Genomic DNA, 15317 nt, shown 5'->3' on the forward strand with positions numbered 1-15317 from the left:
CGGCCCCTGCCAGCGGCGGATCGGCGCGCGTACAATCGCGGCCATGGAGCATCCCAAGGTGTTTGAGCCCGCTGACCCGGTCGTCGCCCGCGTTCGTGCCATTTGCGTCGACTATCCCGAGTTTGCCGAGGTCGAAGCGTGGGGCCGCCCGACCTTCCGGGCAGGAAAGAAGCTGTTTGTCGTGATGGGTTCGTCGATGGACCGGCCGCACACGATGGTGTTCAAACCCGACCCCGACGAGCGCCCGGCGCTTCTCGACGATGACCGGTTCTTCGTGCCGCCCTACTTCGGTCCGGGCGGGTGGCTCGGAATGGACCTGTCACTCAAGCGCACCGACTGGCAGTTTGTCGCCGAACTCATCGACACGTCGTACCGCCAGGTCGCCCTCAAACGCCAGCTCACCGCTCTGAACGAGCTGCAGCTGCGGTAGTTCCGGGGCGCGGAGCCTGTGCGCGGGTGATTCGGCGTTGCGCGGGTGCAGTGTCACCCGCGCAACGCCGAAAGGCCAGCGCGAACCCCGGAGTGCGGCTCGATGCGCTAAAGATCGCTGGACTGTGCCCAGATGTTGACCCCTGCGTCGCCGGCGAACTCGTCGATACGCTTGAGTTCGTCGTCGCTGAACGAGGTGTTGTCGAGGGCAGCGAGGTTCTCATCGAGCTGCTCGATGCGCGAGACCCCGATGAGCGCGCTCGTCGCTCCGCCAGGACGCAGCACCCACGCGATCGCCATCTGAGCGAGCGTCTGCCCGCGCGATTCGGCGATGTCGTTGAGGCCGCGGAGTCGCGCGAGGTTGTCCTCTGACAGGAAACTGTCGTTGAACGAGCCGCGGGGCGTCGCGTGTTCGGCGTGAGGGTCGGCGAGGAACTTGCTGCCCGTCAGGAGCCCCTGTGCGAGCGGAGTGAACGCGATCGAGCCCATACCGCCGGTGCGCAGCGTGTCGAGCAGTCCCTCTTCGACCCAGCGGTTGACGAGGGAGTACGAGGGCTGGTGGATCACGAGCGGAGTGCCGAGGTTCTTCGCGATCTCGATCGCCCGCTGGGTGCGCTCAGCCGAGTACGACGAGATGCCGGCGTAGAGCGCCTTGCCCTGGCGAACGGCGGTGTCGAGTGCGCCGATCGTCTCCTCGAGCGGGGTGTCGGCGTCAACCCGGTGCGAGTAGAAGATGTCGACGTAGTCAGTGCGCAGGCGCTCGAGTGATTCGTCGAGACTGTTGAGCAGGTACTTGCGCGATCCGAAGTTGCCATACGGCCCTGGCCAGTGCGGCCAGCCCGCCTTCGTCGACACGATCAATTCGCTGCGGTACGGGCGGAAGTCGCGTGACAGCATCCGTCCGAAGTTCTCCTCGGCGCTTCCGTTCGGCGGGCCGTAGTTGTTGGCGAGGTCGAAGTGAGTGATGCCGCGGTCGAATGCGTGGCGCAGGATCTCACGCTGGGTGTCGAACGGGCGGTTATCGCCGAAGTTGTACCAGAGGCCGAGCGAGATCGGCGGCAGCAGCAGGCCGCAGTTCCCGACCCGGCGATAGCCGAGGTGGGTGTACCGATCGGATGCCGCCTGGTACGGCGCGTGGATGTCGGGAACGGATGCGTCGAAGCGCACGTCGTCGGGCACGGTGGTCTCCTCGATGGTGGGTGTTGGGTTCAGCGGGCCGGGGCGACGCCGATCTCCCAGATGAACGGGGGAGGCGTGTCGTTGATCGCCCAGTCTCCGACAATTCTGGCCTTATAGATCCACGGGTTGTGGGATGCGACGGTCCTGGCGTTGCGCCAGTGCCTGTCGAGGCCCTTAGATCGGCTGACCGCCGAGGCCCCCAGCGTGTCGAACACTCGCGTCACCGCCTGGGGCACCAGCGTCGACAGCGCGACCTGGCCTTGGGCTGACGCGATCTCTGCCGCGATGTTCGCCGCATCATCCTCGGGCGAACCGCGACGGGCGGATGTCTCGAAAGCGCGCTGGAGAGCATCCGAGACGCGTTGCACCGTGGCTTCGGCGACGAACGCCGCCGAGGAGATCTCACCGACGACGGCCTGGATCTGAGGATCCTCTCGCACGAGCGACGCGGAACCGTGGCTGTACACGCGCTGACGATGCGAGACCTCGCGAGCGGTGTCTCGTTCGGCGGCCCTGGCGATGCCGGCGAGGACAGCGAGAAGAACGAGCTGGTAGATCGCCGTCTGGTAGCGGAACCGGTCGGCGAAGGCGAACACGTTCTCGTCGTCGACGGATGCCTGTGCGAACGTCGTCGTCCCGGTACCGGTCAGCTGCTGGCCGAAGCCATCCCAGTCGTCGGAGATGCTCACCCCGGGCTGGGAGGCACGCACGAGGGCGGTGCCGTCGACGCCGTCGGAGCGGCGTGCGGTGACGTCGATCCAGTCGGCGTAAATGCTGCCGGTCGTGTAGAACTTGCGACCGCTGACGCTCCAGCCATCAGCCCCGGCATCCAGGGTGGTCTGCGAGACGCCGAGCGCGCCCTGGCCCACTTCGCTCCAGGCGTTCCCGACGAACTCTCCCTGCGCGAAGCGCCGGAGCCAGCGGTCCCGCTCGTCACCGGAAGGTGCTGTGAGACGGTCCTCGACGAACGCGATGTGCCCGCGAAAGATCTGGGGCAGGTTCGAATCAGCCGTCGCGAGTTCGACGAGGACCTCGGCGAGCTCGGGGATGCTCAGGCCGTCGCCGCCGTTCTCCACCGGAACCCGCAGGGCGGCGAAACCGGCATCGACGAGCTGGCGGACTTCCCGGTGCGGGAGAGTGTGCTCCTGCTCGCGCGCAACAGCTCCGGCAGCGATCTCGTCGAAGATCGGCCGGAACCGATCGAGGACCGACCCGAGCCGAGTCCGTTGTTCTGTTGTCGTTGGCACGGGAACTCCTAGGTGTAGAGCGAGATCGGCTGGAACTCGCCGTTGAGAAAGTGGGCGCCGACCTCGAGTTTCTTGTAGTCGACGGGGTCGTGGAGGGAGTGGGTGCGGATGTTGCGCCAGAACAGGTCGAGTCCGACGCTGGACTTGGCTGAGCTCGAGCCGGTGACTTCGAACACCCGGTTGGCGACCTCGACACCCACCTCCGTCGACACGATCTTGACCTTGGCGATGTCGACCTCGATCGCGCCCCTGGTCTCGAAGGTGACGCCGTCGCCGAGGGCAACAACGTCGTCGAATCGGCGTCCGATCTTGTCGGTGAGTGCTTCGACCGCTTCGATCCGCGCGACGAACTCGCCGAAGACGCGGAGAACGAACGGATCGTTGCGATAGCGGTCGGCCGACGAGAGGAACCAGGCGTTCTTGCGCGCTCGCGTGATGTCGCGGGCCTGTTCCAGCGCACCCTGCGCAATGCCGAGGTAGAGGTTCGCGAATGCCAGCTGAATGCCGGGCGTGATCAGATTCGCGAACGGATCGTCTGTCAGCTCGCCGAGGAGGTCAGCTTCGGTGACGCGGACGTCGGAGTAACGGACGGATCCGCTCGCCGAGAGGCGCTGGCCCAATGCATCCCAGTCGCCGAGCGGTTCGATGCCGTCCGCGTGGGCGTCCAGCACGAAGAGGACCAGTTGCCCGTTGCGCTCCCCGCCGGTGACGGCCGCCGAGATGAGGATGCGGTCGCCGACCGACGCGCCCGTCGAAAAGTGTTTGACGCCGTTGAGGAGCCAGCCGTCGGCATCCGGTGTCAGCTGCAGGTCGGGATCGACCGGGTTCACGCTGTCGCCCCAGAACCACTGGCCCTCGATCGTCGCGCGGTACCACTCGGCTTGCCTGTCTGCCGGGAGCGAGAACGCGATGTTGCTCTTATTGATGTAGTGGTAAGCGAGGACCTGGGCGACGGATGCATCGACGCGGGCCAGGGTGCGGAGCACGAGGAACGCGGTCTCCCAGTGAGCGCCGCCTCCGCCCAGCTCGGCGGGGTCCAGGAGATTGACCAGACCGGCATCGCGGAACAGCTGGAGTTCCCGGTGGGGATCCTGGTTGGCGCGGTCACGCTCCAGGACGTCGACGGCCAGTTCGCGGGCGACGCCTTCGGCGACCGTCTGCCAGGAATCGAGTTCGGACTGGTCGGCGTTGCCGGACCAGTGGGTGCGGACGGATGCCGCTGCAAGCGTGTGGGTCATGGTGTTCTCCTGTGCGGTGTGACGGTCAGGCGGGCTGATGGGTGCGGTCGAAGCGCGATGGCGCCGTGTGATCTGCGGCTGACTCGAGGGCCGCGTATGCGCCGCGGTACTGGGAAGCGGGGTGGTAGTCGGGAACGAATGGAGAGGAGGCGCCGCTGAGCCGTTCGCGGAGCGTGCCCTCCGGGTAGTCGTCCCAGACCCGGCCGCGTTTCTGCAGTTCGGGAACGACGAAATCGACGACATCCTCGAACGTTCCAGGCGTGACCACATAGGCGAGGTTGAATCCGTCGATGCCGCCCACGTCGATCCAGCGCTCGAGTTCATCGGCGACAGTGACCGGAGAGCCGACGATGACCGCACCGATCCCGCCGATGCCGACGTGCTCCGCGATGTCGCGGATGGTCCAGTCCCGGTCCGGGTCTGCGGTGGTGAACAGCCCGAGCGCCGAGCGGCCGGCATCGGTTTCGATGTACTTGAGCGGTTCGTCCGGGTCGTACTCTGCCAGGTCGATTCCAGTCCAGCCGGCGAACAGCGTCAGTGCGCCCTCGAGACTGACGAACTCCTGGTATTCGCGGTACTTGGCCTGCGCGGCCTCGTCTGTCTCCGCGGTGATCACCGTGGCAAGGGTGAGGATCTTGACCGAGTCTCGTGGGCGACCCAGCGCTTCGGCCCGTTTCCGGATGTCATCTGTCGCTTTGCGGGTCAACTCAGGGGTGAGCCCGTTGATGAACACGGCCTCGCCGTGCTTGGCAGCGAAGTCCCTGCCCTTGGGCGACGCCCCGGCCTGGAAGATCACCGGGGTTCGCTGCGGTGACGGTTCGGAGAGGTGGATCCCGGGAACGTCGAAGTATTTCCCGTGGTGGTTGATCGGGTGGACCTTGGCCGGGTTGGTGAAGACCCCCGTGGTCCGGTCGCGTTCGACGGCGTCGTCTTCCCACGATCCCTCCCACAGTTTGTACGTCACGTCGAGGAACTCATCGGCGAGGTTGTAGCGCTCGTCGTGCGGAATCTGCGTGGTCAGGCCGAGGTTCCTGGCGGCGCTGTCGAGGTAGGACGTCACGACGTTCCAGCCGATCCTGCCCTGGGTGAATGAGTCCAGCGTCGAGAACTTGCGGGCGAGTGCATATGGCTGTTCATACGTCAGGGCTACGGTCACGCCGAATCCGAGCCTCGAGGTCACCGCTGCCATGGCGGGAATTTGGAACAGCGGGTCCCCGACCGGCACCTGGGCGGCATCCGTCAGAGCAGGAGCGGCGGAATCACGGTAGACGTCATAGATGCCCACGACATCGGCGAGGAAGAGCGCGTCGAACTTGCCGCGCTCGAGGGTTTTCGCGAGGTCAGTCCAGTACCCGAGCGTGTTGTACTCGTCTGCCCGGTTGGCCGGGTGGCGCCAGAGCCCTGGCGCCTGGTGAGTGACGCAGCTCATGTCGAAGGCGTTGAGGATGATGCGAGAAGGCATGGAACCGTCCGATGCTGTCGTGATGAACGCGTGAACGGATGCCTGCTGTTCCGTTCACCGGACTTCGAAAGCTAGCAGCGGCGACGTCCCCGCCGCCCGGTCGATGAAACGTAAGGACATGTTCGGTCGTCTGGCGTGGACGCATCCCGCGAGGTCGGTTTCGTGCCCGAGCAGAACGTCAGTGCAAGCCACAGCGAGTCAGGCGGGGCAGCCGATCGGCCTATCGGGTTACGGCAGCTGCCCGGACCCGACCGTCGCGCGCAAATGCCATGACACCGAAAGTGGCCAGGAGAGCGACAGTGAGCCAGGCCCCGGCGACGGACCAGGCGGGGGCGACGATCGCTATCCCGACCCCGATGGCAATCATCGGGCTGGCGAGAAACAGGAACGAACGCGTTCCGTAGAGGAAGACGAACGGCAGGTAGTGGGCGCCGACGATCACCATGGCGGCGGGGAAGAAGAGATTCGGGTCAAACGTGGCGAGCACGAGAGCCACGAGGAGTCCGATCGGAACCTGCATTGCCGTCTGAAACGCCAGGGACGACAGCGGATGACCGGATGGCAGTGTCGCCGTCCCGCCAAGAAGGCGAAGCCCCGCCGTCGTGAGCGGAAAGATGAGCATGCCGCCGAGGAAGAGGACGAACGGAGCGATGGTTCCAAACCCCAGCGTGGATGTCGTCGCGGCTGCCGCCCAGACCAGGGCTGTCACGATCTGTCCGACCGCACCGTGGCGGTAGACCCGACGAACGTCTTCCTGGGCTGCTGCTATTTCCATGGCTTCATTCTGGCAGCGGTCGGTCACGAGGACGTGCCGGCCATCGTGACCGGCCGACGCGAAACATGACGAAACGTGTCGGATTCTTACGTCACAACTGACGGACAGGGACCGGACATCTCTACATTCAGGGTGCACCCATCCCTCAGGAGTCCGACATGTCATTCTTTTCTCGCCGCACCCGCCGGCAGCGCACCATCGTCACGGCGGTCGGCCTTGCGGCATCCGCCAGTCTTGTCCTGGTTGGCTGCTCCGGCCAGGCCGCGGCGGGAAACACCGCCGACGGCGACTTCACCGGGCAGGAACTCACAGTGCTTCTGATCTCGTCCCACGAGGGAGCATCCGAGTGGCTGTCGACCGAGTTCGAGAAGGAGACCGGCGCGAAGATCAATCCGGTCATCGTGCCGTACGACGAGATCGGATCGAAACTCGCGCTCGACCAGCAGTCCGGCGCCAACACGATCGACGTCGCGGCACCCTGGTACGTCTCGCTGGGTGACCTCGCCGCGGACGGCGCGATCCAGGACCTCACCGAGTGGGTCGATTCAACCGGCTCGCTCGACACCGACGACTTCATCCCGTCGATTTACAAGCCGTACAGCGAGGTCGGCGACAAGCTCTACGGGATTCCGTTCGATGGCGACACCCACGTGTTGTTCTACAACAAGGAGATCCTCGAGCGGAACGGCTTCACCGAACCGCCGGCGACTTGGGACGAATACCTCGAACAGTCGAAGACGATCACGGCCAACGAGAAAGCCGACGGGGTTTACGGAGCAGCCATCTTCGGCCAGAAGTCGCCCCTGATTCTCGGTGCCAGCTTTGCCAACCGGCTCGCCGGATTCGGCGGAGAGTTCCTCGATGACGATGGCAATCCTGTCATCAACTCCGCCGAGGCGGTCGCGGCCGCTCAGGCACTCGTCGACATCAACGACTACGCGTTGCCCACTCCGGCAGAGACCGACTTCGGCGCCGGAAACAGCGCGTGGTTCGCCGGCAAGGTCGGTTTCATCGAGAACTGGACGGACCTCGGCGTGAGGTCGCAGGACCCGGCCAGCGGCTCGGAGGTCGCAGACAAATGGGGCGTGTCATTCCTGCCGACAGGAGGAGACAACACTGAGAACCGTGCATCGCTCGTCGCCGGTTTCAGCTGGGTGGTCGCCGCGAACACCGAGAAGACCGAGCTCGCTCAGACTTTCATCGAATGGGCAGCGTCCTCTGAGGTGAACGAGGCTCTGTTGACCGCAACGCCTCCGACCGGCATCGACCCGAACCGGGTGTCGTCGCTGGAGAGCGACAGCTATGGCGCTGAGTACCCGGAACTGCAGGAAGCCAACCGGGCCACGCTGGTCGGTGCCCTCGCCTGGCCGACCGGAAAGCACGCGACCCAGCTGGCGCAGATCCTCACCGATGAGCTCGCGAAGCTCCTCGCCGGTCAGTACGACTCCGCCCAGGAGGCGCTCGACCAGGTGCAAACGGAGTGGGAAGACATCCTTGGCTCTTAGCACTCTCGAGGAGCCGGACACCCGCCACCGTCCCGCGACGGTGCCGGGTGCCGGCGTTCGCCGTGCACGGGTCGGCACCCCCCGGCCTGACTCGACGGCGCACCGGCTGTTCGTGTTGCCGAGTGTGCTCTCGCTGTTGGTTTTGGGCCTCTACCCGCTCGTCTTCATCGTGCTCACGGCGGTTTCTGAGTCGAGCCTGGGCCGCCCGTTCCAGGACTGGGTGGGCTCCGCCAACATCGAGTCGGCACTGGCCGATGGGGATGTCGTCGCCTCCCTCGTCCGCAACACCGGTTACGCGGTCCTCGTCTCGACCGCGAGCGTGGTGCTCGGAGTCGCGACGGCTCTGGCCCTGTTCCGGAGTGCGCGTTCGGGGGCCGTCGTTCGCACCCTGCTCTTGTTGCCGATGATCACGCCACCGGTCGTCGTCGGGATCCTGTGGAAACTGATCTTAAACCCCTCCGGTGGACTGTTCAATACGGTTCTGACCTTCTTCGGCTACTCCGGAGACCCCGTTTCGGTCCTCGCTTCGCCGACCCTCGCGTTCCTCGGCGTCGCCGTAGCCGACGTGTGGGAATGGACACCGCTCATTGCGCTCCTCGTGTTCGCCGCCCTTCTCGGACAGGACCCCGAGGTAACGGAAGCAGCCGCGCTCGACGGGGCCGGAGGCATCCGTCTCTTCCGCCGGATCACGCTTCCGGCGATCGCCGGAACGATTGGGGCGGCGTTCCTCATCCGGATCGTGCTCGCCTTCAAGGTGTTCGATCTCGTCTACATCATGACATCGGGCGGCCCCGGGCAGTCGACCACCGTCCCCGCCTACCTGATCTATCAGGCCGCTCTGCAGCAGTTCGATCTCGGGCGGGCGGGAACCATCACACTTCTCCTGGCCGTCGTCGTGACCGTGGTCACGCTGCCGATCGTGGCAATCACGCGGAGGCTGCACAATGATTAACCGTCCGAGCCGGGTGGCAACCATCGCCGTGGGCGTTGCGCTCCTGTTCACCCTGGTGCCTCTGCTCTACCTCTTCTCGGTGTCGTTGATGCGGCAGAGTGAGATCGCGTCGGGAATCCTCTGGTCGCTGACGCCCGAGTGGGGCAACTGGGCGGATGCCGTCGCGTCGCGTTTGCCCCGCGGCGTCCTGAATTCTGTAATTGCGTCGCTCGGTGGGGCGCTGCTCACTCTCATCATCGCTCTGCCGGCCGCGTGGGCGATGGTCCGCTACCGGACCGGAGGGCGAACACTCGCTGCGACGATCCTCAGCCCGTGGTTGCTGCCGCCGATCGTCGCCGTCGTGCCGCTCTTCACCCTGCTACGCGTGCTCGGCCTGAACAACACTCTGGCCGGACTCACGATCGTGTACGCCCTCGCGAATACAGCGGTCGCCGTCTGGCTGCTCGAGGGATTCGTGCGCAAGCTTCCGGTCGAGCTTGACGAGGCGGCTCAACTGGACGGCGCGGGCGCCTTCCGTGTGCTGGTCAGCGTCGTCGTTCCGTTACTGGCCCCTGGGCTCGTGGCCGTCGGGGTGATCGTCGCGGTGCTCAACTACAACGAGTTCGTCCTCGCCACATTTCTCACGCAGGGTCCAGACGCCCAAACGGTGCCCGTGGTGCTGTCGCTCATGCTTGGGGAACGGATCCAGGACTTCGGGAAGATCGCGGCGGCATCCATCATCGGGGTGATTCCGGTGTTCGCAGCCGCCGTCTTCTTGCAGCGTTGGCTCGTTGGCGGGCTGGTCAGCGGCAGCGTGAAGTGACCGTCGCCGCCGGTCGTGGATCACTCGGAGGGCGTCTCGCCTGTCTGCGTCGTCCCGTCGTCGATCGTCGCGACGAGACGACCGAGCTGAGCAGAGAAGCCTTCCAGCTCGTCGACCGACCAGCTCGTCAGCAGCGGATACATGATCGTCCGACTCGTCGGGTTGACCTCGAGCATGCGCTGCGTTCCTTCCTCCGTCAGGGTGAGAAAGCGAACGCGACCGTCGACCGGGTCGCTGCGTGTCTCGACCAAACCGAGTTCTTCGAGCTGCCGGACCTGCCGACTGATCATGCTGCGATCCACCCCGAGCATGTCCGCGGCGACGCTGGACTGCACGCTACCGCAGCGCTCAATCATCCTCAGTAAACGGAATCCCGCCGGGGGCAGTGACGGATCGATGGCGGTCGCAGCGTTCTTCACGAGCACTTGCAACCTGCGTGACAGCGCCCCCATCCGGTCTTCGACGGCGAGAAGCGCTTCGGCGTGCCTGTCGTTCGTGGCGGCAGCGTCAGTTGAGAGGTCGTCAGTCATCGAGTGCCCTCACACGTCGTGGGCTCGCCCGGGCTCACGACGCGGTTCGAACCGGTGGGGTGAGCGAGGCCAACGGCCGGCAGGGCGACGCTCGCTGTGGAAACATCGATGAGGGTGTCGCTGGCGTCGCCCGCGTCGCGAGTCGGCTTCGCCGTGGCGCCCGTCTGCTTCTTGAGCTGCACGGCATTCATCGTGCCGAGTGGGGCATTGGGGATGAAGATCACAGCGATCAGCGTAACGATCGTCAGTGGTACGGCGCAGAGGAAGACGAAACCCACTCCGGTGCCGTAGGCGCTCTCGACGACGGTCTTGATGACATCCGGCAGTTCTGAGATCTGGGGGATCACGCCACTGCCGAGGTATCTGCCCGCGGTGAGCTGGTCGGCGGGGGCGAGAGCGGCGATGTTCTCCGTAATGCGCTGGGCGACAACGGTGCCGAGGATCGATCCGAGTACGGAGACGCCGATCGTTCCACCCAGGCTCCGGAAGAAGGTGACGGCGCTCGTGGCGACCCCGAGGTTCTTCAGTTCGATCGAGTTCTGAACGACGAGAACGAGGTTCTGCATGAGCATGCCCAGTCCGGCGCCGAGGACCGCCATGTAGATGCCGACGAGAACGAGGTTGGTGTCGTAGTGCAGCGTGCCGAGCAGGGCTGAGCCGAGCACGGTCAGCACCGCACCGGTCACCATGATGGCTTTCCATTTGCCGCGGCGGCTGATGATGCCTCCGAAGATGGTCGACGAAATGAGCAGGCCGGCCATCATCGGGATGGTGAGCAGGCCGGACTCCGTCGGCGTGGCGCCGCGAGCGAGCTGCATGTACTGGGCGAGGAAGACCGACGTGCCGAACATGGAAACGCCGACCGCGATGCTCGCAACGACCGAGAGGGTGAACGTGCGGTTGCGGAACATCCCGAGGGGGATGATCGGTTCACGCGCCTTGAGCTCGACGATGACCGCCGCTGTGAGCAGGAGCAGGGAGCCGACCACCATCACGAGGCTCGGGACCGAGACCCAGTCGAACTGTGATCCGGCGAGCGACACCCAGATCAGCAGGAGCGAGACACCGCCAGCGATGAGAATCGCGCCGAGATAGTCGATGTGGACCTTGCGCTTCGGTTGTTTCGGCAGGTGCAGGGTCGACTGCAGCAGGATGATCGCGACGATCGCGATCGGTAACGCGATGAAGAAGTTCCAACGCCAGCCGAAGGCATCCGTTACAAGTCCGCCGAGAAGGGGCCCGCCGACGGTGCCTACCGCCATGACGCCGCCGAAGAGGCCGGCGTACTTGCCGCGATCACGTGGGCTGATGATGTCGGCCATGATGATCTGGCTCAGGGCTGCGAGCCCGCCGCCGCCGAGGCCCTGGAAGACCCGGAACAGAATGAGCATGTTCGTGTCCTGCGAGAAACCGGCGGCCGCTGACCCGACCACGAAGAGCCCGAGCGAAAGCTGAATGAGCAGTTTGCGGTTGAACAGGTCGGCGAACTTGCCCCACAGGGGAGTGGACACGGTCGTCGCCAAAAGGGTGGATGTTACGACCCACGTATACGCCGACTGGTCGCCCTTGAGTTCGGAAATGATGAGCGGCAACGACGTGGCCACAACCGTGCCAGCAAGAATCGACACGAACATGCCCAGCAGGAGGCCCGACAGTGATTCGAGCACCTGGCGCTGCGTCATGGTGCCGTCTGCAGACACGGTGCGCTTCGGTGGTTTTGTCTTGCTGGGGCGTGTGACTCGGGACATCGGACTCCTGCTCGGGAATGGTTGACAACGGTCAACTATATCCGGCGATTGCTGTGAGTGCGCCGAAGGCTCCGGATTGGCGCGTGGCGGCGCGGTCATGTAGTCTCTACTACGGCCTGCAAGGGACTTGTTCTCCAGGCCAAGCCCATGCGCCCGTAGCTCAACGGATAGAGCATCTGACTACGGATCAGAAGGTTAGGGGTTCGAATCCCTTCGGGCGCACAGAGAAAAGCCCCGGAAAGACGCCAGTTTGGCCGTCTCTCCGGGGCTTTTTCGTTGGTGTGGTGGCTAGCGCGACGACCAGGTCGAGAGAGCCGTCACGACACTGTCGACGAGGCGAAGAAAGCTCCGTTCGCGGCTCACGGGGAGCTCGAAGGCGCTACCGGTTTCGAGGGCGACGAATCCGTGCAGGGCAGACCGGAGGAACCGGGTGGCATCCACCGCGTCGTCGCCCGAGAGTCCGTACGCGGCGAGGGCAGCGAAGATCACTCTTGTGGCCGACGTGGAAACTTTCAGGTCTTCGTCGTCCCCGGATTTCGGGGCTCGGGTGGTGAGTGGGTACTGGCCGGGATGCTCGAGAGCCCACTGTCGGTAGGCAATCGAGAGGCCGCGGATTGCGTCGTCTTTCGATCTACCGATGATCGCCTGCTCAAGCGCAGACGTGAGTTCTGCTTTCGCCCGAAGCATGACGCCGCGCTCCAGACCGGCGGCGCCATCGACGTGTTTGTAGAGTGACGGGGGTCGCACGCCCAGGCTCGTGGCAAGGGCCGCGAGGTTGAGTCCATCTCCCTCCGGGCCGTCGAGCATGTGAGCGGCCCGGCTGATCACCGATGCCGAATCCAGGCCAGCCCTAGGCACGGTGAGTCACCGTAGCGAGAAAGCGCTCGATTGCTGCCGAGGTAATCTCCGGTTGCTGGGCGTGAGGGTAGTGGCCGGCATCCGGGACCATTTCGACGGTTCCGCGGAGCGCATCGCCGACCCATTCCGCCTCGGCTTTTGGGCTCGTGAAGTCGGGATCCAGTTCACCCATGACGACAAGGGTCGGAGCCGTGACGGCAGTAAGGCTCTTCCCCGCTCGCACATGGTCGGTTCGCGTGGTGAGGCTGAACGCGCGCCGGTAGCCGGGGCGTTTCATGCTGGCGATCGCGGCATCCCGGTACTCAGCGAAGTCGACAGGTTTCTTGCCGGCGTAGAGCTTCGGCAGGTATGCGTTCCATGCGGCCGCGACCCAGGGGTGCGCCATCAGGACGCGGAACAGAAGGGTTTCTGCCGCTCGTCTCGCGGGTTCTCGCACGAATGGTCCGACGAGGACCAGGCCTGAAACGAGTTCCGGATGCTCGGCAGCCACGATCACGGCCGCGCCGGCGGCCATGGAACTGCCGACGATCACAGCAGGAGCGCCGAGTGCGCGGACCAGCGCCGCGATATCACCGGCTGTGTCCTCGTCGCCGTAGCTGGTGAACGACGTGTTGCTCTCGCCGTGTCCACGCAGATCTGTTGTGGCGACGCGGTATCCGGCCGAGATGAGAGAGGGCGCGAGGAAGCGGAAGGTGGAGCGGAGTTCGCCCATGCCAGGGACGAGCAGGACGAGCGGGCCATTGCCCTGAACGTCGTAGGCGATCCGCCCGTTTGCGGGCAGGTCCAGAAATTGGGTGTTGGGAGCAGTTGCCATACGGCTATGGTACATAACCAATTAGCTAAGCGCAATAGCTAAACGAGCCACTGGTAGGTGCCGCCCATCACTGCGGGTGACACCTGCCAGCCTCGGTTCTACTGGGGAGCGGAACCTTCTTCGGTCTCAGACCCCTTAAGAGGCAGAGCCTCGACCGCCGAACGTTCGACAGCCAGGCCATCGCGATAGCGCTCCAGCCAGGCGGCAAAACCTGCCACGTCGGCCGAGTCCGGTTCGACGGTGGCGAACTCAGCGTTGCCGAAGACCCGCTCGTTCAGATACGTGTCCAGATCGGCGCCTGAATCCGCGGCAGACACGAAGGACGCCAGGACGGCGATTCCCCATGCGCCACCCTCGGATGCCGTCGCCGCGACGGAGACCGGGGAGGCAAGCGCTCCGGCAAGGAACCTCTGTGCCACGCCAGCCGTGCGGAACATCCCACCGTGAGCGAACATCTGGTCGAGTGCAACGCCCTCACCATCGAGCACGCGCATGCCGAGAGCCAGGGTGCCGAACACGCCGTAGAGCTGGGCGCGGATGAAGTTAGCGAGCGTGAACGTGCTGTCGGGCGCGCGAACGACGAGCGGCCGACCTTCGTTGAGCCCCGTGATCGGCTCACCCGCGAGGTAGTTGTACGCGAGCAGGCCGCCGGCATCCGCATCTCCCGTGAGAGCCTCACGGAAGAGGGCATCGAAGACTTGGTCGTTGTCGAGGGGGACGTTCGCGGCTGATGCGAAGCGGCCGAACAGCCCGGCCCACGCGGCGAGTTCGCTTGCACCGTTGTTGCAGTGCACCATCGCGACCGGGTCACCGGCCGGCGTGGTCACGAGATCGAGTTCGTGGTGGACGTTCTCGAGTGGACGTTCGAGGACGACCATCGCGAAGATGCTGGTGCCAGCGCTCACGTTTCCCGTTCGAGGTGCAACCGAGCGGGTTGCCACCATGCCGGTGCCAGCGTCTCCCTCCGGAGCGCACAGCACGGCGCCGGCCTGCAGGGCACCCGTCGGATCGAGGAGTGCGGCACCCTCCGGCGAGAGCGCGCCGGCGACCTGTCCTGCGACGAGCACCTCGGGGAGGATGTCCGCGAGCTTCAGCTCAGGACGCTTCTCAGCCACGAGAGCGTCGTAGCGGGCGAGGAGCTCCGCGTCGTAATTCTTCGTCGAGGAGTCGATGGGGAACATCCCGGATGCGTCACCGACGCCGAGAACCTTGCGCCCGGTGAGTTTCCAGTGCACGTAGCCGGCGAGAGTCGTGATGAAGTCGACCTGCGGAACGTGCGCTTCATTTTCGACGACCGCCTGGTGCAGGTGGGCAATCGACCAGCGGAGGGGAATGTTGACGCCGAAGAGATTCGACAGCTCTTCCGCTGCAACTCCGGTTGTCGTGTTGCGCCAGGTGCGGAACGGGACGAGCAGCTCGCCGGTTGCGTCGAACGCCAGGTAGCCGTGCATCATCGCGGATACTCCGATGGCCCCGTAGCCGTTCGGTCGAACACCGTGACGTTTTTCGGCATCGTCGAGTAGCGCGGTATGTGCTGCCTGGATTCCCGACCAGACCTCCTCCAGCGAGTAGGTCCAGAGCTGATCGACGAACGAATTCTCCCAGTCGTGCGCGCCGACGGCGAGAACCAGCGACGGGTCGTCGTCGCTGATCAGGCAGAGTTTGATCCGGGTTGAGCCCAGCTCCATCCCGAGTGACGTCCGTCGGGAGCGGAGTGAGTCTGCGGCGTTGCGAGGGGCGGATGTGGCGAGGTCGTCGTCCATGGCGGGATTCCTTCG

The 15317-nt window shown here is 65.1% G+C and carries 14 protein-coding genes and 1 tRNA gene; 5 read left to right on the plus strand and 10 right to left on the minus strand.

All coding sequences use genetic code 11. The features are described 5' to 3' along the window. Nucleotides 1-43 precede the first annotated feature (43 nt). On the plus strand, nt 44-430 hold the full coding sequence (locus tag ACWA1Q_RS01040) for an MmcQ/YjbR family DNA-binding protein (RefSeq protein ID WP_463758802.1): 387 nt from the start codon (nt 44-46) through the stop codon (nt 428-430). A gap of 107 nt (nt 431-537) precedes the next feature. On the opposite strand, the gene mgrA is transcribed toward ACWA1Q_RS01040, so the two are convergent. The 5 genes from mgrA to ACWA1Q_RS01065 form a co-directional block, all read right to left on the minus strand. Continuing rightward, entirely contained in the window at nt 538-1608 is a 1071-nt protein-coding gene (gene mgrA / locus ACWA1Q_RS01045) for an L-glyceraldehyde 3-phosphate reductase (RefSeq protein ID WP_463758804.1), read from the minus strand. Between the two features lie 29 nt (nt 1609-1637). Next, nucleotides 1638-2855, minus strand: coding sequence for an acyl-CoA dehydrogenase family protein (locus ACWA1Q_RS01050; protein WP_463758805.1), 1218 nt, complete (start codon nt 2853-2855; stop codon nt 1638-1640). Nucleotides 2856-2863: 8 nt separating this feature from the next. Next, on the minus strand, nt 2864-4093 hold the full coding sequence (locus ACWA1Q_RS01055; RefSeq protein ID WP_463758806.1) for an acyl-CoA dehydrogenase family protein: 1230 nt from the start codon (nt 4091-4093) through the stop codon (nt 2864-2866). A gap of 25 nt (nt 4094-4118) precedes the next feature. Beyond that, nucleotides 4119-5555, minus strand: coding sequence for an LLM class flavin-dependent oxidoreductase (locus tag ACWA1Q_RS01060; RefSeq protein WP_463758807.1), 1437 nt, complete (start codon nt 5553-5555; stop codon nt 4119-4121). Nucleotides 5556-5775: 220 nt separating this feature from the next. Further along, entirely contained in the window at nt 5776-6330 is a 555-nt protein-coding gene (locus ACWA1Q_RS01065) for a DUF7010 family protein (RefSeq protein ID WP_463758809.1), read from the minus strand. 158 nt (nt 6331-6488) lie between these two features. Here ACWA1Q_RS01065 and ACWA1Q_RS01070 point away from each other — a divergent pair, with 158 nt between their 5' ends. Genes ACWA1Q_RS01070 through ACWA1Q_RS01080 form a run of 3 tightly spaced genes read left to right on the plus strand, consistent with a single transcriptional unit; the run spans nt 6489 to nt 9589 of the window. After that, complete coding sequence (locus tag ACWA1Q_RS01070; protein ID WP_463758811.1) at nt 6489-7835, plus strand: ABC transporter substrate-binding protein; 1347 nt, start codon at nt 6489-6491, stop codon at nt 7833-7835. Continuing rightward, the gene (locus tag ACWA1Q_RS01075; protein WP_463758813.1) at nt 7825-8787 is read left to right on the plus strand and encodes a carbohydrate ABC transporter permease; all 963 of its coding nucleotides are present in this window, start codon (nt 7825-7827) and stop codon (nt 8785-8787) included. The genes ACWA1Q_RS01070 and ACWA1Q_RS01075 overlap by 11 nt, the downstream gene beginning before the upstream one ends. Further along, nucleotides 8780-9589 (plus strand): carbohydrate ABC transporter permease, encoded by an 810-nt coding sequence (locus ACWA1Q_RS01080; RefSeq protein ID WP_463758814.1) that lies wholly within the window; start codon nt 8780-8782, stop codon nt 9587-9589. The genes ACWA1Q_RS01075 and ACWA1Q_RS01080 overlap by 8 nt, the downstream gene beginning before the upstream one ends. Nucleotides 9590-9609: 20 nt before the next feature. Here the strand turns inward: ACWA1Q_RS01080 and ACWA1Q_RS01085 are convergent, their stop codons facing one another. Beyond that, nucleotides 9610-10119, minus strand: a complete 510-nt coding sequence (locus ACWA1Q_RS01085) for a MarR family winged helix-turn-helix transcriptional regulator (protein ID WP_463758817.1) — start codon at nt 10117-10119, stop codon at nt 9610-9612. Continuing rightward, complete coding sequence (locus ACWA1Q_RS01090; protein ID WP_463760895.1) at nt 10116-11801, minus strand: MDR family MFS transporter; 1686 nt, start codon at nt 11799-11801, stop codon at nt 10116-10118. The genes ACWA1Q_RS01085 and ACWA1Q_RS01090 overlap by 4 nt, the downstream gene beginning before the upstream one ends. A 215-nt stretch (nt 11802-12016) precedes the next feature. Here ACWA1Q_RS01090 and ACWA1Q_RS01095 point away from each other — a divergent pair. Next, nucleotides 12017-12089 (plus strand) — tRNA-Arg (locus tag ACWA1Q_RS01095). 66 nt (nt 12090-12155) lie between these two features. Here the strand turns inward: ACWA1Q_RS01095 and ACWA1Q_RS01100 are convergent. From ACWA1Q_RS01100 to ACWA1Q_RS01110, 3 genes are all read right to left on the minus strand, one after another. After that, the gene (locus ACWA1Q_RS01100; RefSeq protein WP_463758819.1) at nt 12156-12725 is read right to left on the minus strand and encodes a TetR/AcrR family transcriptional regulator; all 570 of its coding nucleotides are present in this window, start codon (nt 12723-12725) and stop codon (nt 12156-12158) included. Next, nucleotides 12718-13539, minus strand: coding sequence for an alpha/beta fold hydrolase (locus ACWA1Q_RS01105; protein ID WP_463758820.1), 822 nt, complete (start codon nt 13537-13539; stop codon nt 12718-12720). The genes ACWA1Q_RS01100 and ACWA1Q_RS01105 overlap by 8 nt, the downstream gene beginning before the upstream one ends. 98 nt (nt 13540-13637) lie before the next feature. Further along, nucleotides 13638-15302: a xylulokinase gene (locus ACWA1Q_RS01110; RefSeq protein WP_463758821.1), complete on the minus strand. Its 1665-nt coding sequence runs from the start codon at nt 15300-15302 to the stop codon at nt 13638-13640. Nucleotides 15303-15317: the final 15 nt, after the last annotated feature.

It is taken from the genome of Mycetocola sp. TRD_SC_2 (assembly GCF_055361225.1).

Coding starts and splice junctions, on each gene's coding strand:
- ACWA1Q_RS01040 (WP_463758802.1), top strand. CDS start 44: ATGGAGCATCCCAAGGTGTTTGAGCCCGCTGACCCGGTCGTCGCCCGC.
- ACWA1Q_RS01055 (WP_463758806.1), bottom strand. CDS start 4,093: ATGACCCACACGCTTGCAGCGGCATCCGTCCGCACCCACTGGTCCGGC.
- ACWA1Q_RS01060 (WP_463758807.1), bottom strand. CDS start 5,555: ATGCCTTCTCGCATCATCCTCAACGCCTTCGACATGAGCTGCGTCACT.
- ACWA1Q_RS01065 (WP_463758809.1), bottom strand. CDS start 6,330: ATGGAAATAGCAGCAGCCCAGGAAGACGTTCGTCGGGTCTACCGCCAC.
- ACWA1Q_RS01070 (WP_463758811.1), top strand. CDS start 6,489: ATGTCATTCTTTTCTCGCCGCACCCGCCGGCAGCGCACCATCGTCACG.
- ACWA1Q_RS01080 (WP_463758814.1), top strand. CDS start 8,780: ATGATTAACCGTCCGAGCCGGGTGGCAACCATCGCCGTGGGCGTTGCG.
- ACWA1Q_RS01085 (WP_463758817.1), bottom strand. CDS start 10,119: ATGACTGACGACCTCTCAACTGACGCTGCCGCCACGAACGACAGGCAC.
- ACWA1Q_RS01090 (WP_463760895.1), bottom strand. CDS start 11,801: ATGACGCAGCGCCAGGTGCTCGAATCACTGTCGGGCCTCCTGCTGGGC.
- ACWA1Q_RS01105 (WP_463758820.1), bottom strand. CDS start 13,539: ATGGCAACTGCTCCCAACACCCAATTTCTGGACCTGCCCGCAAACGGG.
- ACWA1Q_RS01110 (WP_463758821.1), bottom strand. CDS start 15,302: ATGGACGACGACCTCGCCACATCCGCCCCTCGCAACGCCGCAGACTCA.